General features: G+C 68.7%; 23 protein-coding genes. 8 read left to right on the top strand and 15 right to left on the bottom strand.

Annotated features, from left to right (window positions below; translation table 11 throughout):
• Positions 1 to 2 precede the first annotated feature (2 nt).
• Positions 3 to 932 (top strand): fatty acid desaturase family protein, encoded by a 930-nt coding sequence (locus ACTG4X_RS00250; protein WP_440533020.1) that lies wholly within the window; start codon positions 3 to 5, stop codon positions 930 to 932.
• On the opposite strand, the gene ACTG4X_RS00245 is transcribed toward ACTG4X_RS00250, so the two are convergent.
• Positions 929 to 1816, bottom strand: coding sequence for an EamA family transporter (locus ACTG4X_RS00245; protein WP_440533019.1), 888 nt, complete (start codon positions 1814 to 1816; stop codon positions 929 to 931). The two genes, ACTG4X_RS00250 and ACTG4X_RS00245, sit on opposite strands and share 4 nt — an antisense overlap.
• Before the next feature lie 81 nt (positions 1817 to 1897).
• Between ACTG4X_RS00245 and ACTG4X_RS00240 the strand changes: the two genes are divergently transcribed.
• On the top strand, positions 1898 to 2785 hold the full coding sequence (locus ACTG4X_RS00240; protein WP_440533018.1) for a LysR family transcriptional regulator: 888 nt from the start codon (positions 1898 to 1900) through the stop codon (positions 2783 to 2785).
• Here the strand turns inward: ACTG4X_RS00240 and ACTG4X_RS00235 are convergent.
• From ACTG4X_RS00235 to ACTG4X_RS00220, 4 genes are all read right to left on the bottom strand, one after another.
• Entirely contained in the window at positions 2722 to 3936 is a 1215-nt protein-coding gene (locus tag ACTG4X_RS00235; protein WP_440533017.1) for an acyltransferase family protein, read from the bottom strand. The genes ACTG4X_RS00240 and ACTG4X_RS00235 overlap by 64 nt on opposite strands.
• 33 nt (positions 3937 to 3969) lie before the next feature.
• Positions 3970 to 5004: a MerR family transcriptional regulator gene (locus tag ACTG4X_RS00230; RefSeq protein ID WP_440533016.1), complete on the bottom strand. Its 1035-nt coding sequence runs from the start codon at positions 5002 to 5004 to the stop codon at positions 3970 to 3972.
• A gap of 19 nt (positions 5005 to 5023) precedes the next feature.
• Positions 5024 to 5344, bottom strand: a complete 321-nt coding sequence (locus ACTG4X_RS00225; protein WP_093055160.1) for a hypothetical protein — start codon at positions 5342 to 5344, stop codon at positions 5024 to 5026.
• An 86-nt stretch (positions 5345 to 5430) separates the two neighbouring features.
• Positions 5431 to 5601 (bottom strand): hypothetical protein, encoded by a 171-nt coding sequence (locus ACTG4X_RS00220; protein ID WP_176928792.1) that lies wholly within the window; start codon positions 5599 to 5601, stop codon positions 5431 to 5433.
• Between the two features lie 58 nt (positions 5602 to 5659).
• Between ACTG4X_RS00220 and ACTG4X_RS00215 the strand changes: the two genes are divergently transcribed.
• Positions 5660 to 7129, top strand: coding sequence for an MATE family efflux transporter (locus ACTG4X_RS00215; RefSeq protein ID WP_440533015.1), 1470 nt, complete (start codon positions 5660 to 5662; stop codon positions 7127 to 7129).
• Here ACTG4X_RS00215 and dbpA read toward each other — a convergent pair.
• The 4 genes from dbpA to ACTG4X_RS00195 all read right to left on the bottom strand — a co-directional run bounded on the left by dbpA (position 7095) and on the right by ACTG4X_RS00195 (position 10875).
• Positions 7095 to 8546 (bottom strand): ATP-dependent RNA helicase DbpA, encoded by a 1452-nt coding sequence (gene dbpA, locus ACTG4X_RS00210; RefSeq protein WP_093076324.1) that lies wholly within the window; start codon positions 8544 to 8546, stop codon positions 7095 to 7097. The genes ACTG4X_RS00215 and dbpA overlap by 35 nt on opposite strands.
• 87 nt (positions 8547 to 8633) lie before the next feature.
• Positions 8634 to 8906: a translation initiation factor IF-1 gene (gene infA, locus ACTG4X_RS00205; RefSeq protein ID WP_015867950.1), complete on the bottom strand. Its 273-nt coding sequence runs from the start codon at positions 8904 to 8906 to the stop codon at positions 8634 to 8636.
• Positions 8907 to 8964: 58 nt separating this feature from the next.
• Positions 8965 to 9225, bottom strand: coding sequence for a hypothetical protein (locus tag ACTG4X_RS00200; RefSeq protein WP_093055166.1), 261 nt, complete (start codon positions 9223 to 9225; stop codon positions 8965 to 8967).
• A gap of 390 nt (positions 9226 to 9615) precedes the next feature.
• Complete coding sequence (locus tag ACTG4X_RS00195; protein ID WP_440533014.1) at positions 9616 to 10875, bottom strand: MFS transporter; 1260 nt, start codon at positions 10873 to 10875, stop codon at positions 9616 to 9618.
• 84 nt (positions 10876 to 10959) lie between these two features.
• Between ACTG4X_RS00195 and pdxR the strand changes: the two genes are divergently transcribed.
• Entirely contained in the window at positions 10960 to 12438 is a 1479-nt protein-coding gene (pdxR, locus tag ACTG4X_RS00190) for a MocR-like pyridoxine biosynthesis transcription factor PdxR (RefSeq protein ID WP_440533013.1), read from the top strand.
• 7 nt (positions 12439 to 12445) lie between these two features.
• Here pdxR and ACTG4X_RS00185 read toward each other — a convergent pair whose 3' ends face one another.
• Positions 12446 to 12922 (bottom strand): Lrp/AsnC family transcriptional regulator, encoded by a 477-nt coding sequence (locus tag ACTG4X_RS00185; RefSeq protein WP_093055172.1) that lies wholly within the window; start codon positions 12920 to 12922, stop codon positions 12446 to 12448.
• Positions 12923 to 13038: 116 nt separating this feature from the next.
• On the opposite strand from ACTG4X_RS00185, the gene ACTG4X_RS00180 reads away from it, so the two are divergent.
• Positions 13039 to 14337 carry an aspartate aminotransferase family protein gene (locus ACTG4X_RS00180; protein WP_093055174.1) on the top strand — a complete coding sequence of 433 codons (1299 nt, stop codon included), beginning with the start codon at positions 13039 to 13041 and terminating at the stop codon, positions 14335 to 14337.
• A gap of 9 nt (positions 14338 to 14346) precedes the next feature.
• Here the strand turns inward: ACTG4X_RS00180 and ACTG4X_RS00175 are convergent, their stop codons facing one another.
• A complete protein-coding gene (locus ACTG4X_RS00175) occupies positions 14347 to 15402 on the bottom strand; it encodes a sugar phosphate isomerase/epimerase family protein (RefSeq protein ID WP_440533012.1) in 1056 nt (351 codons plus the stop codon).
• Between the two features lie 140 nt (positions 15403 to 15542).
• Between ACTG4X_RS00175 and ACTG4X_RS00170 the strand changes: the two genes are divergently transcribed.
• Entirely contained in the window at positions 15543 to 16424 is an 882-nt protein-coding gene (locus ACTG4X_RS00170) for a gamma-glutamyl-gamma-aminobutyrate hydrolase family protein (RefSeq protein ID WP_093055178.1), read from the top strand.
• 14 nt (positions 16425 to 16438) lie between these two features.
• On the opposite strand, the gene ACTG4X_RS00165 is transcribed toward ACTG4X_RS00170, so the two are convergent.
• The gene (locus ACTG4X_RS00165; RefSeq protein ID WP_440533011.1) at positions 16439 to 16627 is read right to left on the bottom strand and encodes a hypothetical protein; all 189 of its coding nucleotides are present in this window, start codon (positions 16625 to 16627) and stop codon (positions 16439 to 16441) included.
• 45 nt (positions 16628 to 16672) lie between these two features.
• Positions 16673 to 17650: a LysR family transcriptional regulator gene (locus tag ACTG4X_RS00160; protein ID WP_440533010.1), complete on the bottom strand. Its 978-nt coding sequence runs from the start codon at positions 17648 to 17650 to the stop codon at positions 16673 to 16675.
• Positions 17651 to 17742: 92 nt separating this feature from the next.
• Here ACTG4X_RS00160 and ACTG4X_RS00155 point away from each other — a divergent pair, with 92 nt between their 5' ends.
• Positions 17743 to 18600 carry an oxidoreductase gene (locus ACTG4X_RS00155; protein WP_440533009.1) on the top strand — a complete coding sequence of 286 codons (858 nt, stop codon included), beginning with the start codon at positions 17743 to 17745 and terminating at the stop codon, positions 18598 to 18600.
• Positions 18601 to 18615: 15 nt separating this feature from the next.
• Here the strand turns inward: ACTG4X_RS00155 and ACTG4X_RS00150 are convergent, their stop codons facing one another.
• Both ACTG4X_RS00150 and ACTG4X_RS00145 read right to left on the bottom strand, forming a co-directional pair.
• Positions 18616 to 19488: an N-formylglutamate amidohydrolase gene (locus tag ACTG4X_RS00150; RefSeq protein ID WP_093076317.1), complete on the bottom strand. Its 873-nt coding sequence runs from the start codon at positions 19486 to 19488 to the stop codon at positions 18616 to 18618.
• Between the two features lie 13 nt (positions 19489 to 19501).
• Complete coding sequence (locus ACTG4X_RS00145) at positions 19502 to 20464, bottom strand: tripartite tricarboxylate transporter substrate binding protein BugE (protein WP_440533008.1); 963 nt, start codon at positions 20462 to 20464, stop codon at positions 19502 to 19504.
• Between the two features lie 124 nt (positions 20465 to 20588).
• Between ACTG4X_RS00145 and ACTG4X_RS00140 the strand changes: the two genes are divergently transcribed.
• The gene (locus tag ACTG4X_RS00140; RefSeq protein WP_093055186.1) at positions 20589 to 21509 is read left to right on the top strand and encodes a LysR substrate-binding domain-containing protein; all 921 of its coding nucleotides are present in this window, start codon (positions 20589 to 20591) and stop codon (positions 21507 to 21509) included.

Genomic DNA, 21509 nt, shown 5'->3' with positions numbered 1-21509 from the left:
TCATGGCCGCCGCTCCCCGTGCCCAACCCGAAGACTTCTTCACCACCGACGAGTGGCAGTCGCTCACCGCGCGTTCGTCGTGGAAGGGCCTGTGGCTGGTGCTGCACTGCTGGGGCGTGATCGGCGCCGCCATGCTGGTGGGCATCGTGTGGCCGTGGACCATTCCGCTGGTGGTGCCCGTCGTCGGCGCGCGGCAGCTGGGGCTCTTCATCCTCATGCACGACGCGGCGCATGCTGGGTTGCACCGCAATCGCAAGGTCAACGACTGGGTGGGCTACTGGCTGTGCTCGTCGACGCTGCGCGACTACCGGCCATACCACCTGCAGCACCATCGCTTCGTGCAGCAGACCGAAGATCCCGACCTCGTGCTGTCGGCGCCTTTTCCGATCACGCGGGCTTCGATGTGGCGCAAGGTGGTGCGCGACCTGAGCGGGCAGACTTTCTACAAGCAGCGCTTCGGGCACATCGCCGAGGGCATTCGCAAGCGTGCGCCGGGCGAGTCGGCCTTGAAGGTGCTGGGCCGGGAGCTTGCGAAAGACCGCCGCTTTCTCGTCGCCAACGGCCTAGGCTTCCTGGCCTTTGCCGTGGCCGGCTACTGGTGGGCATGGCTGCTGATGTGGCTGCTGCCGATGGCGACATGGCTGCCGCTCGTGAGCCGCGTGCGCAACATCGCCGAACACGCGCTCGTCGCGCAGAACGAGGCCGATCCGCTGCGGCAGGCCCGCACCACGCACGCCGGCTGGCTCGAACGCATCCTGGTGGCGCCCTACTGGGTCAACTACCACTGCGAACATCACATGTTCACCAACCTGCCCTGCTGGGCCCTGCCGAAGGCGCACCGCCTGCTGCAGCGGCAGGGCGCGATCGTGCGCATGGAAGTGCAGCCCGGCTACCTGAGCCTGCTGAAGCGCGCCACGGCGCTTGCCGTCTAACGGGTGGCCGCGGCAGGCCGCACCAGCGGCTGCGCGCCGCGCTGCGCATGCTGGCTGAGCCAGATGCTCGCGATCACGATGCCGATGCCCGTCACCTGCCACGCCGAAAGGCTCTGCCCCAGCAGCGCCCAGCCGAGGATCACGGCCGTCACCGGGCTGAGAAAGGCCAGCGGCGCGATCGCTGATGGCTCAAGCTTGGCCACGCCACGGAACCACACGATGTAGGTCAGCGCGGCGCCCACGAGGCCGAGCCAGCCGAAGCCGATCCAGTTCTGCACCGTGAGCGCGGGCAGTGGCGGCTCCAGCAGCAGCGCCACCGGCAACAGCAGCAGGCCGCCCGCGGTGAGCTGCCAGGCGGTGAAGGTCAGCGCCGACACCGGCGGCTGCCAGCGGCGGCTCAGCACTGTGCCGAAGGCCATCGACACGGCCGCGGCGATGGCTGCGGCAATGCCGATGGCGTCGAGCGCCGCATTCGGCGTGAGCACCAGCAGCGCGACCCCGCCGATGCCGACCACCGCCGCCGCCACCGACAGCGCACGCACCGGCGAGCCCAGGAAGACGCTCGCGAGAAACACCACGAGCAGCGGCTGCACCGAGGTGATCGTCGCCGCCACACCGCCCGGCAGTCGATACGCCGCGAGGAACAGCATGGCCCAGAGGATCGAGAAATTCAGCGCCCCGAGCACGAAGATGCGGCCCCACCAAGCGCGTTCGGGCAGCTTGCGCACGATCAGCAGCAACAGCAGGCCCGCAGGCAACGCGCGCAGCAAGGCAACCGTGAGCGGGTAGTTCGCCGGCAGCAGCTCGGTGGTGACGATGTAGGTGCTGCCCCAGACGGCGGGCGCGGTCGCGGTGAGGAGGATGTCGGTGGTGCGGCTGGTCATGCCTCGAATCTAGTGAGTTGACCCTTGGTTGTGAATGCTCGAATAATGAATTGATTCTTTACTGTCGGTCGTCAATCCAGCATGGACCATCTCACGGCTCTCAAGGTCTTCCGCACCACCGCCGCCACGGGCAGCTTCGCAGGCGCCGCGCGGCAAATGGGGCTCTCGGCCGCGGCCATCAGCAAGAACGTCGCGGAGCTGGAGGCGCATTTGAAGGTGCGACTCATCAACCGCACCACGCGGCAGATGAGCCTGACCGAAGCGGGCGCAGCCTACTTCGAGCGCCTGTCGCGCATCCTCGACGAACTCACCGAGGCCGATGCCGCGCTCGCGCCCATGGGCAGCAGCCCCGGCGGCGTGCTGCGTGTGAGCGCACCGCTGACCTTTGCGCTCACCTCGCTGTCGCCGGCCATTCCCGAGTTCATGAAGCGCTACCCGAACCTGCGGCTCGAACTGAACCTGCAGGACAGCCGCTCGGACATCATCGGCGAGGGCTACGACCTCGCCATCCGCGGCAGCGACCGGCTGGAAGATTCGAGTCTCGTCGCGCGCAAGCTGATGACCATGACCCACGTGCTGTGCGGCGCGCCCGGCTACTTCGCCTCCGCCGGCCGGCCTGCGCAGCCCGAAGACCTGAAGGCCCACGAGTGCGTGCAGTTCACGCTCTCGGGCCACGCGAACAAGTGGACCTTCAGCCGCGCCGGCCGCAGCGTGGCGGTGCCCATCGACGGGCGCTACAAGGTCAGCTCCAGCATCGCCGTGCGCGACGCGCTGCTTGCGGGCTTCGGCTTGAGCCTGATCCCGCGCATCTATGTCGAGAGCGAGCTGGCTTCAGGCCGGCTGCAGGCTGTGCTCGAAGACTGGGAGGCCGACCGGACGCCCATCTATGCCGTCTACCCCTCGCGTCACTTGGCGGCCAAGACCCGCGCCTTCGTCGACTTCCTGGTCGAGCGCTTTTCCGCGCGCTGACCGTTCAGCAGCGAGCCGAGGCGGGTGTGGCGCACCAGCAGCTGGTAGCTGGCGAGCGCCACCAGCGACGTGGCCGCGATGTTCAGGCCCATCTTCGCGACCGCGCCGAAGGGCGCGTTGAACAGCAGGATGCCGAAGCCGATGGTGCCGAGCATGTGCACCAGGTACACCCAGTACGAGCTTTGCGACAGGTAGGCCATCACGGCGTTCTGGCGTGGCAGGTAGCGCACGAAGCCGCCGATCAGGGCCAGGCTCCAGAGCCATGCGGTCGCGTTGTAGACGAAGGCGATCCAGAACTCGGGATGCGGCAGCGACTGGAGACGGTTGCCGCGGAATGCGCCCAGCAACACCACCGTTGCCACCAGGAATGCGAGGCCGGCCACCGCATGGCCCTTGCAGCGCGACGCGAACAGCGCCAGCAGCCGCTCCTGCTGGCCGTGCACGTACCAGCCGACCACGAAGAAGAGCCCGCTCTGCACCCATTCGGCCAGCGGCGGCAGGAATGAGCCGCTTTCCGTGACCATGCCGGATGGATAGAAGGAGCCGACGAGCGCCAGGGGCAACGCCAGCACCGCGAAGCCCCAGCGCCGTTCGGCCAACGTCACGAAGCTTCGGGCCAGCGTCTCGCGCAGCCGTGTCGGCACGAAGCGCTGCAGCCGCACGCCGGCCCAGGCCATCACGCTGAACCAGAACAGCTGGTACAGGAACCACAGGTGCATGGTGTTGAAAGGCGAGCCGCCAGGCTGCCGTGCGGGCGTCAGCGCGGAGTCGATGCCCGGCACGCCGCGCGCCGTCAGGTGGATGTAGACCATCGCCAGCACGGTGGTCGCCACGAACAGCGGCGGCCAGAAAATCGCGAAGGGCAGCGCCAGCCGCAGCGCGCGGTTTCGCAGCATGCCGCCGGCACCGCGCCGTGCAACCAGCAGCGCAACGAAGAAGCCGGCCAGCACGAAGAACACCGGCATGCGGAAGCTGTGGATGAAGAGCAGCAGCAGGTCGGCGACCGGCGATGTCTTCGGGTCGCGCCAAGGCAGCGGCGAATTGATCGTGAGGTGGTTGATCGCCACGTGCAGGACGACGCCGAGCCACATCATCAGGGCGCGGAGGTTGTCGAGCGCGTGGAGCCGTTGGGGCGTGGTTGGGTTGTTCATGCGGCCACTGTCGGGCCTCACGCAACGTCAGGGTCAAGCGCTGCCGGCGGGCGGCGGTGGATTTTTCTGCTGCAGCACGGCCATGGCGCGCATCAGGTACTCGCGCACTTCGGGCGTGGTCACGGCGGCGGCCTGCAGCACCGGCTCCGCGTTCATCGCCCGCATCAGGCGTGCCGCCAGGCCGGGGTCGTGGTTGGTGAAGGCGGCGAACAGGCGCGCCCATTCGCACGCGATGGCCTGCACCGACTCGTCTTCAGGAGGGACGGCGCGCGCCCGTAGCGCGGCGAGTTCGCCCGCCAGGCGCCGCCATTCGTCCTCGGGCGGGCGGCTCAGGTGCGCGAGATCGTCGGTGCTCAGGTGGCGCAGCAGCGCGGCCATGCGCATGCCGATGGCTTCGCCGATGTACTCCACCAGTTCGGCGGGAGGCCCGTCGTCGCTGCGAGCCACGGGCTCGCGCCGGTACATCTCGCCCCAGCGCGTGATGAGGTCGAAGCTGCCGTCCATCCACTGGCCCATCAGCGTCATCCAGCGGGCGGCCAGCGGCTGCACCTCGGGGGCGCCGGCCGGCACGCCGCGCGACATCAGCGCGGCCACCTCGGCCACCAGCGGCGGCCACCGGTCGGCCACGTCCTTCCAGTTGGCCATGAACGACCTGATCTCGGCGGGGCTGAAGTAGCGCCCGTAGGTGGTCATCTTCTCGAGCGTGTCCAGCCAGTCCTTCATGTCGGGCTGGGCGCCTTCGTCCAGGCGCTGCTGCAACAGGCCGAGGCGTTCGCGCAAGGCAGTGGCCTGTGCGATCTGCTGGTCGAGCGATTCGATCTGCCGCGCGATGATGGTGGGCAGCGAGCTGCTCTCCGCGCCCAGCAGGGCGCCGATCTCCGCCAGCGGCAGGCCCAGCAGCCGCAGTGCCTGGATCGCGTGCAGGCGGGCGATGTCGGCCGCGTTGTAGAGCCGGTAGCCGGCCTCGGAGCGTGCCGAGGGTGCTAGCAGGCCGATGGCGTCGTAGTGGTGCAGCGTGCGCACCGTGAGGCCGGTGTGCCGGGCGAGTTCTCCGACCTTGAGCAGCATGGGTCGCTCCGGCAGGGGCTCAGTCCGCTTCGGGCGCCGGCTCGGGCCCTTGCCAGCCCAGCAGCTCGGCCAGCCGCTGCACGATCCAGCCCGCCTCGGCCGCCGATACGCCCGATTCAGGCGTGGCCAGCCCGGCGTGGATGCGCCGCAGGATCTCGCTTTCGACCGGCACCTCGGTGTGGTGCTGGATCTGCGCATGGCCCACGAGGTGGCTGGCGAGGTCTTCGCAGATCTCGTAGCGCTCGCGCACCACGCCGATCGGCTCGCTCAGGCGCTGGCGCGCGTCGGTGTACACCGCGAAGAACGAGGGCGGGATGAGGATCTGGTTGTCGTCGGACATTGCGATTTATAGCTGCCCCAATGACAAAACGCGCCCTGAGGCGCGTCTGTCGTGGCTCAGGTGGGAGCCAGGCGGGGGCTGATGGATCAGCCGCCCTTCTTGGCGCGCTTGCCAGGGTTCTTCTTGCTGCGCGTTGCGGTGCCGCGTTCCAGGCTGACCTTCTGGCCGCCACCGGAGCGAGGCGCCGTGTAGCCGGGCAGGGGCGTCGGCTTCGGGGTGGCAACGCGGTCGGCTTCGGTACGAATTTTCTTGGGCATGAAAAGCTCGGGTAAAAGTAATGTTCGAGCCGCAATTAGGCCACATCGAGAATTTCACATGCCAATAGCCGAAACAACCGGCGGTGTCGAGCGCGCGCGCTTCGTTTCGGGGTCGCTGCTGCGGCATGTCTGCGTGATGGCGGGCACCGGGGCCATCGGACTGATCGCGGTGTTCGCGGTCGACCTGATCAACCTGTTCTACATCTCGCTGCTCGGGGAGAAAGCGACGGCCGCGGCGGTCGGCTTCGCGGGCGTGGTGGGGTTCTTTCATGCGTCGCTGTGCATCGGGTTGACCATCGGCATCGCGGCGGTGGTGTCACGCACGGTGGGAGCGGGACGCACCGAGGACGCGCGCCGCATCGGCACCTCGAGCCTCGTGCTGATGACGGCGGTGTCGGTAGTGGTGGGCACGGGCACAGCCTTCTTCCTGCACCCAGCGCTGCAGGCGCTCGGCGCCGAGGGCGAGACGGCGCGGCTCGCGCAGCGATACCTCTCGGTGACGGTGCACACGCTGCCCCTGCTGGGCATCGGCATGGCGACTTCCGCGCTGCTGCGTTCGATCGGCGACGCACGCCGCGCGATGACGGTGACGCTCGCGGCCGCCTTCGTGACGGCGGTGCTCGACCCGATATTGATCTTCGGCTTCGGGCTGGGGCTCGACGGCGCGGCCATCAGCGCGGTGGTCTCGCGCATGGTGCTGGCGGCCATCGGGCTGCATGGCGTGATGGTGAAGCACCGCATGCTCGGGCGTTTCGATGCGCGGCAGCTGGCCGGCGACGCGCGCGCGCTCGGCACCGTGGCCGGGCCGGCTGTGCTGACCAATCTTGCGACGCCAGTGGGCGCGGCCTTCGTGACGCATGCGGTCGCGCAGTTCGGGCCGTCGGCGGTGGCGGGCGCGGCCACCATCGACCGGCTGACGCCGGTGGCCTTCGGGCTGGTCTACGCGCTCAGCGGCGCGGTCGGGCCGATCCTTGCGCAGAACCTTGGCGCGGGGCAGTACCGCCGCGTGCAGGAGGGACTGCGCGACAGCCTGCTGTTCATGGTGGCGTCGGTGGCCGTGGCGTGGCTGGTGCTGGCACTGGGACAGGGCGTGCTGATTCGCGCGTTCTCGGCCGACGGGCTGGCGGCGGAGCTGATCTCGCTGTTCTGCAGCTGGCTGGCCGCGAGCTTCTTCTTTGCGGGCGGGCTGTTCGTGGCGAATGCGTCGTTCAACAACCTCGGGCATCCGCTGTTGTCTACGGCGTTCAACTGGGGGCGCGCCACGCTGGGCACGATTCCATTTGCCTGGTGGGGCTCGCACTACGGCGCGGCCGGCGTGCTGATCGGGCAGGCCGTGGGCTCGTCGATCTTCGGCTTGCTGGCGGTGGTGGTGGCGTTCCGGCTGGCCGCGAAGCTGGCGCGGCAGGAGGCGCCCGATGCGGCGCCGGCACCGGTGCTCGATGCATCGGTGGCGCCGACCTCGGCGCTCGCTACGCCGCAGCCAGCAGGGGCTGCTACAGGTCCTGCAGCGTCAGCAGCCGCACCTTGACCGACTTGCCCTTCACGCGTCCGCTGGACAGCTTGCGCGCCGCCTCTTCGGCGATGGCGCGGTCCACCGCCACGTAGGTCGAGAACTCGTTGACGTTGATCTTGCCGACCTGGTCCTTCGCGTAGCCGCAGTCGCCCGTGAGCGCGCCCAGCACGTCGCCGGCGCGGATCTTTTCCTTGCGCCCGCCGACGATCTGCAGCGTGGCCATCGGCGGCTGCAGCGGCGCGCCCTTGCCCGGCGTGAGCTCGGCCAGTTCGTGCCATTCGGACTCGCGGCCTTGCAGCTGCTCGATCTTTCCGACGCTGCCCATCTCGTTCATGCTGGCCAGGTTCAGCGCCAGGCCCTCGGCATCACCCGACTGGCCCACGCGGCCGGTGCGGCCGATGCGGTGGATGTGAATCTCCGAATCGGGCGTCACGTCGACGTTGATCACTGCTTCGAGCTGCGCAATGTCGAGCCCGCGCGCCGCCACGTCGGTTGCCACCAGCACCGAGCAGCTGCGGTTGGAGAACTGCACCAGCACCTGGTCGCGCTCGCGCTGCTCCAGTTCGCCGAACAGCGCCAGCGCGCTGAAGCCCTGTGCCTGCAACACCTCGACGAGGTCGCGGCACTGCTGCTTGGTGTTGCAGAAGGCCAGCGTGCTCACGGGGCGGAAATGGTCGAGCAGCAGGCTCACGGTGTGCAGCCGCTCGCTGTCCTTCACCTGGTACCAGCGCTGGCGGATCTTGCTGCCTTCATGCTGGGCCTGCACCGTGATTTGCTCGGGGTTCTTCATGAACTGCTGCGCGAGCTTGGCGATGCCTTCGGGATACGTGGCCGAGAACAGCAGCGTCTGGCGTTCCTTGGGGCACTGGCGCGCCACCTTCACGATGTCGTCGAAGAAGCCCATGTCCAGCATGCGGTCGGCTTCGTCGAGCACCAGCGTGTTGAGCGCCGAGAGGTCGAGATTGCCGCGCTCCAGGTGGTCCATCAGGCGGCCTGGAGTGCCGACCACGATGTGGGCGCCGTGCTCCAGGCTGGCGATCTGCCCGCGCAGTGCGACGCCGCCGCAGAGCGTGACGACCTTGATGTTTTCCTCTGCGCGCGCAAGGCGGCGGATTTCGGTCGTGACCTGGTCGGCCAGCTCGCGCGTCGGGCACAGCACCATCGACTGCACCGCGAAGCGGCGGGGGTTCAGGTTGGAGAGCAGCGCCAGGGCGAAGGCGGCGGTCTTGCCGCTGCCGGTCTTGGCCTGGGCGATCAGGTCCTTGCCGAGCAGCGCCGGCGGCAGGCTGGCCGCCTGGATCGGCGTCATCTGCGTGTAGCCGAGCTGCGTGAGGTTGGCCAGCATCTGTGGCGAGAGCGCCAGCGCGGCGAAGCCGTTGTCGGCAGGGGCCTGGGCTTGCGGGCCGCCGGCTGTGGGATTGGGTGTGGTCATCGTTCAGCAGCCGGACAGACGCACGAATGACAAAGGCCTTGCCGGCGCCCGTCGCGGGGCGCCGCAAGGCCTTTCGTCAGTCGCGGATCAGCGGCGGGGTGCGTTGTTGTTGCCGGAGTTGGTCGGCGGCGGGCCGCGACGTTCCAGGTGACGGAAGGTGATACGGCCCTTGGTCAGGTCGTAGGGCGAGAGTTCGAGCGACACCTTGTCACCCGCCAGGATGCGGATGTGGTGCTTGCGCATCTTGCCGCCGCTGTAGGCGATCAGCTGATGGCCGTTGTCCAGCGTGACGCGGTAGCGCGAGTCGGGCAGGACTTCGGTCACTGCGCCGTTCATTTCGATCAGTTCTTCCTTGGGCATGTGTGGTTACCTCTGAATCGTTCGATGTGTGTTGGAGATGGAATTGGGCGTAATTGTTTCAGCCCGCGCACGGAAGCGCGAGAGGGGCATTGCGGGGAGCGCGTTCGCGCACCCAGCCGAGGCCCTGGTCGATGGCGTAGCCGACGGCGGCTGCGTGGCTGGCAAAGCGCGGCGTGAAGCGCATCACGCGGTCGTGCATGCCGCTGCCGTGGCCGGAGCGGATCGAGACGGAAGCGGCGTAGTTGCCGTCGTCCTGGTGTCGAATGAGCGGGGAAACAAGGTACTTGCCCACCGCGATACTGTGTTGAATGATGTCCATGAAGCCTTGGCACGCCGCGCGGATACAGAGCGCGAAGTGCCTGAAAAATAATTGAAAACGGGCGTGGGCCGGCCGGAATGGCGCGGCGGACGCGCTATTCGCTTCAACAGGAACGAAGGCAGTGGTGGCAATCATGGGCGCCCGGTCTGGCGCTCCAACACACTGTGAAAGCCGGCTTGGGAGTGAGAGGCCTGAATAATCCAAGGACAGTGCAGGTCAGCCGGCGGTATTGACGAAATTCTTCGTCGTGGTATCGAAACGAACCCGACATTATAGCTTGCGAGGCATGACAATTGCCGGTCTTAAAAACAACGATCCCATGAAAAAGGCCCCGAAGGGCCGTGATTGGAGAGTTGTTTGCTATCAAAAGTATAGTTATTCGGCGGCCGATCAAGCCGTAGCAGCCGCTGCCAGCGCCGAACCGGCCGTCCGCGCCTTGTACGCCGCCCGTAACAGCAGCATCAATCCCGCGAACTGGAAGGCCGCCCCCACCCAGCCCACCGCGCTGACGCCGACCAGCTCGATCGCCGCGCCGCCGGACACCGAGCCCGCCGCAATGCCGAGGTAGATCGCCGAGGCGTTGAGCGACAGCGTCATCGGTGCGCGCTCCGGTGCCAGCCGGATCAGCCGCACCGCTTGCGCCGGCCCGAAGCCCCAGCCCGCGAAGGCCCACAGCGCCGACAGCCCCACGATCAGCGGCAGCGCCAGGCCGCGCGGCAGCATCTGCGCCGAGAACGACAGCCCGCCAAGGATCACCACCAGCATCAGCGCGAAGCCCTGCGCCGTGCGGTCGGCGCCGAGGCGGTCGGTGGCCCAGCCGCCGGCCGCGGTGCCGATGGCCGCCGCCACGCCGATGGCGAAGAACATCGTGCCCACGCCCTCGGTGCCGAAGCCCAGCGTGGCCGAGAGGAACGGCGCGATGTAGGTATAGAAGCTGAAGCCGCCAGTGGTCCACAGCATGGTAGTCAGCAGCGCAGGCAGCACGCCCGGCACGCGGGCCACGGCAAAGGCCGGTGTGCCCTTCGTGGCGGCGGCTGCGGCGACCGGCGCCTGCGCCAGTTGGCGCGGCAGTCCGAGCGCGAGACCCCATGTGGCGAGTGCCGCCACCGCCGCGATCAGCAGGTAGGCCGTGCGCCAGCCGCCCCAGCCCGAGATCCAAGCACCCAGCGGCACGCCGAGCGCGACTGCCACCGTACCTCCGCCGGTCACGATGGCCAGCGCCCGGCCGCGCAGCGCGGGCGACACCATCGCGGCCGCCACGGCGCTCGCGGTCGGCAGGAACACGCCGGCCACCAGCCCCAACGCGACCCGCGCCAGCGCCAGCTGCGCAAAGCCGTGCGCCATCGACGCCGCCAGCGTCAGCGCCGAGAAGGCCGCGAGGCTGGCAATCAGCAACGGCCGGCGCCCGAAGCGCGCCAGCAGCGCCGCCATCACCGGCGAGCCGATGGCGTAGCTCAGCGCGAACAGCAGCACCAGTTGCCCGGCCCGCGCGGCGCTGATCTGCAGGTCGGCCGCCAGCACCGGCAGCAGCCCCACGACCATGAAGCTTTCGGTGCCGAGGGCGAAGGCGCCCAGCGCAAGCCAGCCCAGGCTCAGCGGCAGGCGTTCGGTTGCCGGTTGCTGTTGCGATGTCGAGAGATCCGTGTTCATGAAGGACTCCGTGGCAAGTGTGTTCAAGGCCTCCAGAATAGGTTTGCAATTGGCTCTTCAAAAGAACCACAATCGGCGAAGTTCATGGAGCCAATTTTCGAACTCGCCATCCGCTTGCCGGGCGCCGGCTCGCGCGACCTGCTGCGCGAGGTGCACCGCCAGCTGCGCAGCGCCATCCTCGACGGCCGGCTGCAGCCCGGCGCGCGCCTGCCCGCCACGCGCGCGCTGGCGCTGCGGCTGGGCGTGTCGCGCAACACCATGCTCGCGGCCTACGACCTGCTGCTGAGCGAGGGCTACCTGCTGGCGCGCCCCGGCGCCGGCACCTACGTGGCGGACACGCTGCCGGCATCCCGGCGCGGCCGCAGCACGAAGGCCTCGACGGCCCGGCGCGACCCCCGGCTGGTGCCGCTGAACGTTCCTGGCGCCGACCTCGCCCCCACGCTGCAGCCGCAGCCCGCGCGCGACGACTTCCGCGTCGGCCTGCCCGACGTGAGCGTCTTTCCCTTCGACATCTGGCGCCGCCTGAGCGACCGCGCGCTGCGCCGCGTCGCGCGGCAGACGGCCGACTACGCCGACCCGCAAGGCCAGGGCGCGCTGCGCGAGGCCATCGCGAAGCACGTGTCCTTCACCCGCGCGGTCGGCTGCACCGCCGACGACATCGTGGTCACGGCCGGCGCACAACAGGCCTTCGGGCTGCTCGCGCGCATCCTCGTCGTGCCGGGGCGCACGGTGGTTGCGGTCGAGCAGCTGTTCTATCCCTCGCTGCGCGAAGCCATGCTGGCCGCGGGCGCGAGAGTGATGACGGTGCCGACCGATGGCGAGGGCCTGTGCGTGGACCGCATTCCGCCCGAGGCGCGCGTGGTCTGCGTGACGCCCTCGCACCAGTTCCCCACCGGCGTCGCGATGTCGCCGCAGCGCCGCGCCGCCCTGCTGGCCTTTGCGCGGGCGCGCAACGCTGTCGTCGTCGAGGACGACTACGACAGCGAATTCCGCTTCGCCGGCCGCCCGCTCGATGCACTGCAGACGCTGGACCGCGCCGAGTCGGTCTTCTACATCGGCACCTTTTCCAAGAGCCTGTTTCCCGCCTTGCGCCTTGGCTTCGTGGTGACGCCGCCGTGGGCGCGCGCGGCGCTGGTGCGGGCGCGCGAGCTGGCCGACTGGCACGGCCCGGTGCTCGGCCAGGAGGCGCTCGCCGCCTTCATCGCCGAAGGGCACCTGGCGCGCCACATCCGCAAGATGCGCAAGATCTACGGCGCGCGGCGCACTGCGTTGCTCGATGCTTTGGCACGCCACTGCGCGGGCAGGCTCGAAGCGATTCCTTCAGATGCGGGCCTGCACCTGTCGGCCTGGCTGCACGGCGATACGCGCGACCACACGGTGGTCGAACGCGCGGCCGCAGCCGGCATCACGCTGCCGCCGCTGTCGCGCTATGCGCTCGACCCGAACGCGCCCGGCGCGCCTGACGTACCTGAATTGCAAAAAAATGGCCTCGCCTTCGGCTACGGCCTGATCGCCGAGCCGCAGATCGACGGCGCCATCCAGCGGCTGGCGCGCCTGCTGTAGCGCAGGCCTACGCCCTGTCCAGCGGCAGCTGCGTCGTGAACTTGGTGGTCGACAGCACGATGTCGCTCGAATAGTTCTCCAGGGCCAGCGCGTCGCCCAGCTGCTCCTGCGCGAAGGCCTGGTAGTCGGGCAGCGAGCGCGCGCAGATCACGAGCACGAAGTCGGTCTCGCCGGCCACGCAGTGGCATTGCAGCACCTGCGGCAGCGCGTGCACCTTGCGCTCGAACGCCCGGAACGCCTCGCGCGTGGTGCTGCGCAGCGAGACGCGCGAGATCACCAGCACCGGGAAGCCGACGCGCGCGGCATCGAGGATCGCGACCTCCTCGCGGATCACGCCCGCGCGCCGCAGCCGCTGCACCCGCTTGAGACAGGCCGAGGGCGAGAGGTTCACGCGCTCTGCCAGCGTCTGGTTCTGCAGGCCCGCATCGGCCTGCAGTTCGGCCAGGATGCATTGGTCGATGCGGTCGAGGGTGCCGGTTTTCATGCCGCCAGTGTGGCGCAACCAGGATGCAATCGGCTTCGTTTCAAGGCCCCTACAACGACAGCCGATTTCCCGCCCGATGGCTACGCTGGCCGCATCCCCACGACAAGGAGCATTCAATGGGCCAGGACACAGGCTACGACCCCACGGTCGCCCGGCATCTCATTCGCTACGGCATGGGCCTGAGCCCGCACGTCATCGTCAAGGCGCGGGGCGCCACGCTGTGGGACCAGCACGGCCGCGAGATCCTCGACTTCACCTCGGGCCAGATGTGCGCCACCATCGGCCACAACCACCCGCGCATCGTTGCCGCCATGCACAAGGCCTGCGAGGGCGCGCTGCACCTGTACAGCGGCTTCGTCGGGCCGGCCGTGCTCGGGTTGGCCGAGCGGCTGGCCTCGATGCTGCCGCCGCAGCTGTCGAAATCGATCTTCCTCTCGACCGGCGGCGAGGCCAACGAGGCGGCGGCGCGCATGGCGCGCGTGGCCACCGGACGCTACGAGATCGTGGGCCTGAACGGCGGCTGGCACGGCGTGACCGGCGGCATGGCCGGGCTCACCTTCGCGGGCAGGCAGCACGTCGACTACGGGCCGCGCAAGCCCGGCACGATGTCGATCCCGCCGCCCAACTGCTTCCGCTGCCCCATCAGGCATTGCCGCGATGCCTGCGACAGCACCTGCCTGGACGTCGGCTTCGACATGGTCGATGCGCAGTCCAGCGGCTCGCTGGCCGCCTTCATTGCCGAGCCGGTGCAAAGCTCGGGCGGCGTGATCGTGCCGCCAGATGGCTACCTGCCCAAGCTCAAGGCCAAGTGCCAGGAACGCGGCATGCTGCTGATCCTGGACGAGGCCCAGACCGCCTTCGGCCGCATGGGCAGCAACTTCGCTTTCGAGCAGTTCGGCGTGGTGCCCGACATCCTCACGGTGTCGAAGACGCTGGGCGGCGGCGTGGCCATCGGCGCGGCGATCACCAGCGAGGCGATCGAGCAGGAGTGCCACGACAAGGGCTTCGTGCACGTCACCTCGCATGTGTCCGACCCGCTGCCGGCCGAGGTCGCGCTGGCCGTGCTCGACGTGCTGGAAGAAGAAAAGCTCAACGCCCGCGCCAACGAGATGGGCCTGCGGCTGCGCCACGGGCTGGAGACGCTGCAGGCGCGCCACGAGCTGATCGGCGACGTGCGCGGCCACGGGCTGCTGCAGGGCGTCGAGCTCGTGAAAGACCGCGAAACCCGCGAGCCCGATGCCGAGCGCGGCCGGGCCATCACCGATGCGTGCATGGCGCGCGGCCTCAGCATGAACATCGTGTCGGTCGGCGGCATGGCCGCGGTGTGGCGCATTGCGCCGCCGCTGACCGTGACGCCCGCGGAGATCGATCGCGGCCTGGAGATCCTCGACGACGCGATCCGGTCGGTGAGCTAGCTAGCCGGCTCAGCCGATCCCGAGCATCCGCTTGTTGGCCGTCACGTCGACCCCGCCCGCCGCGAAGTCGTCGAAGGCCCGGTCGGCCACGCGGATGATGTGGTCGGCGATGAACTTCGCGCCCTCGCGCGCGCCGTCTTCGGGGTGCTTGATGCAGCACTCCCACTCCAGCACCGCCCAGCCCGGGAAGTCGTACTGCGCCATCTTCGAGAAGATGGCCTTGAAGTTCACCTGCCCGTCGCCCAGTGAACGGAAGCGCCCTGCCCGGTTGATCCAGCTCTGGAAGCCGCCGTACACGCCCTGCTTGCCGGTCGGGTTGAACTCGGCGTCCTTCACGTGGAAGATCTTGATGCGCTCGTGGTAGTGGTCGATGTAGGCCAGGTAGTCGAGCTGCTGCAGCATGAAGTGGCTCGGGTCGTACAGCAGGCAGGCGCGCGGGTGGTTGTTCACGCGCTCCAAAAACATCTCGTAGCTCACGCCGTCGTGCAGGTCTTCGCCGGGGTGGATCTCGTAGCCCACGTCCACGCCCACGGCGTCAAAGGCGTCGAGGATCGGCCGCCAGCGGCGCGCAAGTTCGTCGAAGGCTTCCTCGACGAGGCCCGGCGGGCGCGGCGGCCACGAGTAGAGGTACGGCCAGGCCAGCGCGCCCGAGAAGGTCGCGTGCGCCGTGAGCCCGAGGTTGGCCGAGGCCTTTGCCGCAAAGTGCAGTTGCTCGACGGCCCACTGCTGGCGCCGCACCGGATCGCCGCGCACCTCGGGCGCCGCGAAACCGTCGAAGCCCGCGTCGTAGGCCGGATGCACCGCCACCAGCTGGCCCTGCAGGTGCGTCGAGAGTTCGGTGATCTCCAGGCCGTGCTTTGCCAGCGTGCCCTTTACCTCGTCGCAATAAGTTTTGCTTTCGGCGGCGCGCTGAAGGTCGAACAGGCGGGCATCCCAGCTCGGGATCTGCACGCCCTTGTAGCCCAGCCCGGCGGCCCAGCCGGCGATGCCGTCGAGCGTGTTGAACGGCGCGGTGTCTCCCGCGAACTGGGCCAGAAAGATGGCGGGGCCCTTGATCGTTTTCATCGGCTTGTCTTCCTTATTCGTTGGGGCAGCGTTGAAAGCATACTTGGCGTGTCGTCCGACCCCGTGCGAGAGGCCAACGAGCCAAAATGGACTTTCCTTTTCGCATCAATCGCCCGGTTCCCACCGACGACAGTCCCGCGATGACACAACCTGTTTCCGCTCGGCTCAAGATCGGCCTGTCCGCCTGCTTCTCGCACGCCGACCCGGCCCGCTCGCTCTTCACCAACAAGACGCTGCAGTACGTCGAGCAATCGATCGCGCATTGGCTCATGTCCGCCGGCGCCATGGTCGTGATGGTGCCCTGCCCCACCGGCGAAACCGCGCGCGGCGACACCAAGCTGTCGCACTACGCCGAATGGCTCGATGGCGTGGTCATGCACGGCGGCGCCGACGTCTGGCCCGGCAGCTACGGCGAGGTGCCGCTGAAGGACGCGTGGATCGGCGACCAGATCCGCGACCTCTACGACCTCGCGCTGGTCGAAGCCTTCGAGCAGGCCGGCAAGCCCATCTTCGGCGTGTGCCGCGGGCTGCAGCTCATCAACGTGGCCTTTGGCGGCACGCTCTACCAGGACATCGAGGCCCAGCACGAGGGCGGCCTGCGCCACCGCGACCCGGTGACCTACGACCAGAACTTCCACGAGATCGAACTGGTTCAAGGTACGCGGCTGTCGAAGCTCTACCCGCAGGTGGAGAAGGCGCGCGTCAACAGCATCCACCACCAGGGCATCAAGGGCCTCGCGCCGGGTTTCGAGATCGAGGCCTGGAGCCTGCCCGACCGCGTGCCCGAGGCCATCCGCCGCCGCCCCGACAAGGGCCGCAGCTACATCGCCGCGACCCAGTGGCACCCCGAATTCCACAAGTACGGCAGCACCGAGACGGTCGACGACACGCCGATCCTGCATGACTTCCTGTGGGCCTGCGCCACCGCGAAGGTCGCGCCGAAGGTGCCGCCGCGCTCCAGCTCCGGCAAGATCCGCGACCGCGCTGCGCGCGTGCTGCGCCAGGCGCTGCTGCGACGCTAGGCGGCGCGCACTGATCAGCGCGACGACTTGTTCGTCGTGCTGCTGACGCTGGCGTCGATGGTGCCGAACACCGTGACGCCGCTGCCGCCGGTCGCGCCCGATGTATTGGCGCCGCTGCTGGCCGGGGCCGAACCCGTGCCTGCGCAGCCCGACACCAGCGCGCCCATTGCGATCGCGAACACAGCAGCAATGATTGGCTTCACTGGAAACTCCAAGAGATGGTTTGGTTGACGGTTGTTGCCGGCCCACTATAGGCCGCCGGCCCGCTCGCCCTGTAACAACACACCCGGCGCCGACAAGGTTGTTTCGCGCAGCCAGTCGATCAGCGCGCGCAGCTTGGGCGGCACGCGCCTGCGGTCGGGGTAGTACAGCGTCAGGTCGGGCAGCGGCGTGGTCCAGTCGGCCAGCAGCTGCACCAGCCGGCCGTCGGCGACGTGGCGCTCGGTGTAGCTGTTGATCAGGTTGGCGATGCCGATGCCGTCGACCGCAGCGTCGAGCATCACGGCCACGTCGTTCATCACGAGGCGGCCGCTCACCGCAAGCGTCATGGCCTCCCCGTCTTTCTCGAACTCCCACCGCTCCAGCAGGCCCGAGCTCTCGAAGCGAAAGCCGATGCAGTCGTGCGCCAGCAGCTCGCGCGGGTGCACCGGCGTGCCGCGTTCGGCCAGGTAGCGCGGCGCGGCGACGATGCTGTTGGCCAGCGGCCCGCCGACCTTCACCGCCACCATGTCGCGCTCGACCATGCCGCCGAAGCGGATGCCGGCGTCGAAGCCCCGGCCCACGATGTCGACCAGTGCGCTGTCGATCGACACCTCCACGTCGATCTGCGGATAGGCCCGCAGGAAGCCCCCGAGCGCCGGCTGCAGCACGAACAGGTAGGCCGCGCGAGGCACCGTGAGTCGCAGCAGGCCCGCGGGCCGCTCGGCGCTGTCGCTCAGCTCGTCGGAGGCCGAGGCCAGCTCCTGCACCGCCGGGCGGATGCGTTCCAGAAAGCGGGCGCCGGCTTCGGTGAGATTCACCCTGCGCGTGGTGCGGTTGAACAGCGGCACGCCCACGCGCTTTTCGAGCAGCCGCACCGCCTGGCTCACGGCCGAGGGCGAGACGCCCAGCCGCACCGCCGCGGCCGAAAAGCCGCGTGTTTCGGCCACGGCCACGAAGGTGACGAGTCCGTCTAGCTGGTCCTGGCGCATGGGTGGAATCCGGTTGATCTTGAAGAAAACCTTCAAGGTGCTTCATCGATTGGATGGATTATCAAAGCGATGCGGCGCGCGCACAGTCAGGCCATCGGTTCTTCCATCCACCCTTCAAGGACATCGCCATGACGGTTTCTTCTTCTCCCAGGACCTGGTTCATCACCGGCGTCAGCAGCGGCTTCGGTCGCGCGCTGGCGCAGGAGGCGCTGGCCGCCGGCCACCGCGTGGTCGGCACGCTGCGCAACGAGGCCGCGCGCGCCGAGTTCGATGCGCTGCAGCCTGGCCGCTCCTTCGGCCGCCTGCTCGACGTGACGCACGACGCCGAAGTGGCCCGCGTGGTGGCCGAGGTCGAGGCCTCGGTCGGCCCCATCGACGTGCTGGTCAACAACGCCGGCTACGGACACGAAGGCACGGTCGAGGAATCGTCGCTCGACGAGCTGCGCCAGCAGTTCGAGGTGAACGTGTTCGGCGCCGTGGCCGTCGCCAAGGCGGTGCTGCCCTTCATGCGGGCGCGCCGGCGCGGCCACATCCTCAACATCACGTCGATGGGCGGCATCGTGACCTTTCCGGGGCTGGGCTACTACCACGGCAGCAAGTTCGCGCTCGAGGGCATCTCGGAGACGCTGGGCAAGGAGGTGGCGAGCTTCGGCATCCACGTGACTGCCGTGGAGCCCGGCGGCTTCCGCACCGACTGGGCGGGCCGCTCGATGGTGCGCGCACCGCAGAACATTGCCGACTACGCGCCGGTGATGGGCCCGGTGCGCGAGCGGCGGCTGGCGCGCAGCGGCAAGCAGGACGGCGATCCGGTGAAGGCGGCGCGCGCCATGATCCAGATCACCGAGGCCACGAACCCGCCCGCACACTTGCTGCTCGGCCCCGACGCGGTGAAAGTGGTGCGCGAGAAGCTCGGCGCGCTGCAGGAGGAGATCAAGGCGTGGGAGGCGCTGTCGGTGTCGACCGACTTCACGCCCGCCGGCGCCTGATCGAGCTGCAAAGGATCAGCGCGGGTCCGTGGCCAGCAGCATTTCGACCATCGAGCGCAGATGGCCCTGCAGCCGCGCCGCGCCGGCCTCGTCGAGCGCCAGCGTGGCCTCGTCCATGTACAGCTTGCGGTTGATCTCGACCTGGATGCTGTGCCGGTGTTCGGCAGGCTTGCCGTGCCGGCGCACCAGTTCCACGCCCTTGTACGGGTGGTTGTAGTCCACGCTGTAGCCGAAGGCGCGCAGGTGCTCGCAGATCTTCTGCGACAGCGCCGGGTCGGCCGTGCTGCCGTCGCGGTCGCCGATCACGAAGTCGGCATGCGCCAGGCCCGGGAAGTCCGTCGCATGGCTGGCCGCGATGGCCGGCATCGAGTGGCAGTTGATGTGGATGCTGTAGCCGTGGCGCGCATGCGCCTCGGCTACAGCCTGCGCCACCGCCGCGTGGTACGGCCGCCAACAGGTGTCGATGCGCTGGCGCACCTCGTCCACCGGGAGCTGGCGGTCGTAGATAGGCAGGCCTTCGTCGGTGAGCTTCCAGATCAGGCCCTTGCCCAGGCGCACCTTCGACAGCACGCGCGGGTCGGTGGAAACCGGATCGGTCCAGGAGCCGTCGAGCATCGTGGTGTCGATCTCGGTCGTGTCGCGGTTGGCGTCGAGATAGCTGCGCGGAAAGTGCGCCTCGATCCAGGCCGCGCCCATGGCGGGCGCGAAGGCGTAGAGCTTCTCGACGTGCGTGTCCTCGGCGCGGCGCAGGGTGGCCAGGTCGCGCACCGTGCGGAAGTCTTCCGGGTAGACGGTGCCGCTGTGCGGGGAGTCGAGCACCAGCGGGGTATGCCCGGCGACGCTCGTCACCTGGGCGCGGGTTTGGATCAGTTTCAGAACAGGATGCATAGGCAGGTGTCGGTCAGTCCAATCGGATGCGGGCGAATTCGGCCACCTTCCTCATCTTCTCGATCTCACCCGCGATCTGCTTCGTGAACTCGGGAGGCGTGGTGCCCGAGGCGTACAGCCCCTGCAACGCAAGGCGCTCGCGCACCGCGTGGTCCTTCAGCGCAGTGGCCACGGCCTGCTGCATGCGCAGCGCGATCTCGGCCGGCGTGCCGGCGGGTGCGACCATGCCGAACCACGAAGGATCGTTGTTGACCGGATAGCCCAGCTCGCCATACGTCGGCACCTCGGGCAGCACGTCGAGCCGGCCGCTCCAGGACACGGCCAGCGCCTTCAGCTTGCCCGACTTCACATGCGGCAGCGACGAGGCCACCTGGTCGAAGTACACCGGCACCTGGCCCGCGAGCACGTCGTTGATGGCCGGGCCCGCACCGCGGTAGGGGATGTGCACCATCGAGGTTCCGGTGCTGCTCTTGAACAGCTCGCCCCACATGTGGCCGATGGTGCCGTTGCCCGGCGTGGCGTACGACACCTTGCCGGGGTTGGCCTTCAGGTACTTCACCAGCTCCGCGAAGCTGCCGACCGGCAGCACGGACGGGTTGATGACGATCACGCCCGGCGCCTTCACCAGCTCGGTCACGGCGACGAAACCCTTGATCGGGTCGTAGGGCAGCTTCTGGTACACGGCCGGGTTCACGCCGTGGGTGGACAGCGTGGCCACGCCGAAGGTCAGGCCGTCGGGCGTGGCGCGTGCCAGCTCGGCCATGCCGATGGAGCCGCCCGCGCCGGCGCGGTTGTCGATCACCACGGGCTGCTGGAGGATCTTGCCGAGGGGCTCGCCGAGCACGCGCGCCGTGATGTCGGTGGCGCCGCCGGGCGGGAACGGCACGACGAGGCGAATCGGCTTGCCCTGGGCGAAGGATATTCCTGGCACGACGGAAGCAGCGGCCAGGGTGGAAATGAAGTGACGACGTAGCATGGGTTTCTTCCAATGAAACAGAGAGTGATGGAGCGATTCGCTGCATTACCTGAAGCAAAGGATAGACCAGCCAACATTCCGATCTGGAATGTTTTAATGGGCATCCCGCCATGTCACTCCGCCCATGTCACTGCGCCGTCTCAACCCGCCTCTGAACCTGCTGCGCGCCTTCTCGACCGTCGTTCGCTTCGGCGGCGTCTCGCGCGCGGCCGAGGCGCTGCACCTCACGCAGGGCGCGGTCAGCAAGCAGGTGCAGGAGCTCGAACGCTGGATCGGCGCGCCGCTGTTCGAGCGCAGCCGCAAGCGCCTGGCGCTCACGCCGGCCGGCGAGCGCTACGAGAAGGCGGTGCGCGCCACGCTCGCGCAGCTGGAGGCGGCCACGCTGGAGCTCATTACCAGCGGCGACGGCGGCGGTGCGCTGCACCTGTCCGCCCTGCCCACCTTCGGCGCCAAGTGGCTGATTCCGCGGCTGCCCGACTTTCAGCGCGCGCATCCGCAGATCACGCTGCATTTCGTGCCCTTCGTGCATGGCTATGACTTCGAGCGGCCCGAGCTCGACTGCGCCATTCTTTTCGGCGACGGCCACTGGCCCGGCGCCCGCTCGCACTACCTCGCCGGGCAGGACGTGGCGCTGATCGCCCCGCGCGCCGCGCAGGCCGAGGTCGCCATCCGCACGCCGCAGGACGTGGCGCGCTGCACGCTGCTTCGCCACGTGAGCGTGCCGCAGTCGTGGCTGCAGTGGAGCGAGGCGCATGGCGTGCGCGGGCTCGACCCGCTGGCGGGGCCGCAGTTCGACCAGTTCCAGACCATGATCCGCGCAGTGATGGTCGGCATGGGCGTGGCGCTGGTGCCGCGCTGCCTGGTGCAGGACGAAATCGCTTCCGGGCTTGTGGACGAGCCCTTGCCCGGCGGCGGCTACCGCGGCAACGAGGGCTACTGGTTCTGCTACCCGGAAGGGCGCGGCCAGTTGGCCACGCTCGATCATTTCCGCAGCTGGCTGCTCGCGGAGGTGGATCGCGGCAAAGAGGCGCAGGCGCCTGCTTGA

The sequence above is a fragment of the Variovorax sp. YR566 genome (genome assembly GCF_051992195.1).
Taxonomy (GTDB): Bacteria; Pseudomonadota; Gammaproteobacteria; order Burkholderiales; family Burkholderiaceae_C; genus Variovorax.
Note: the sequence above shows the minus strand (reverse complement) of the source record. Positions and strands in the feature narration are given on the sequence as shown.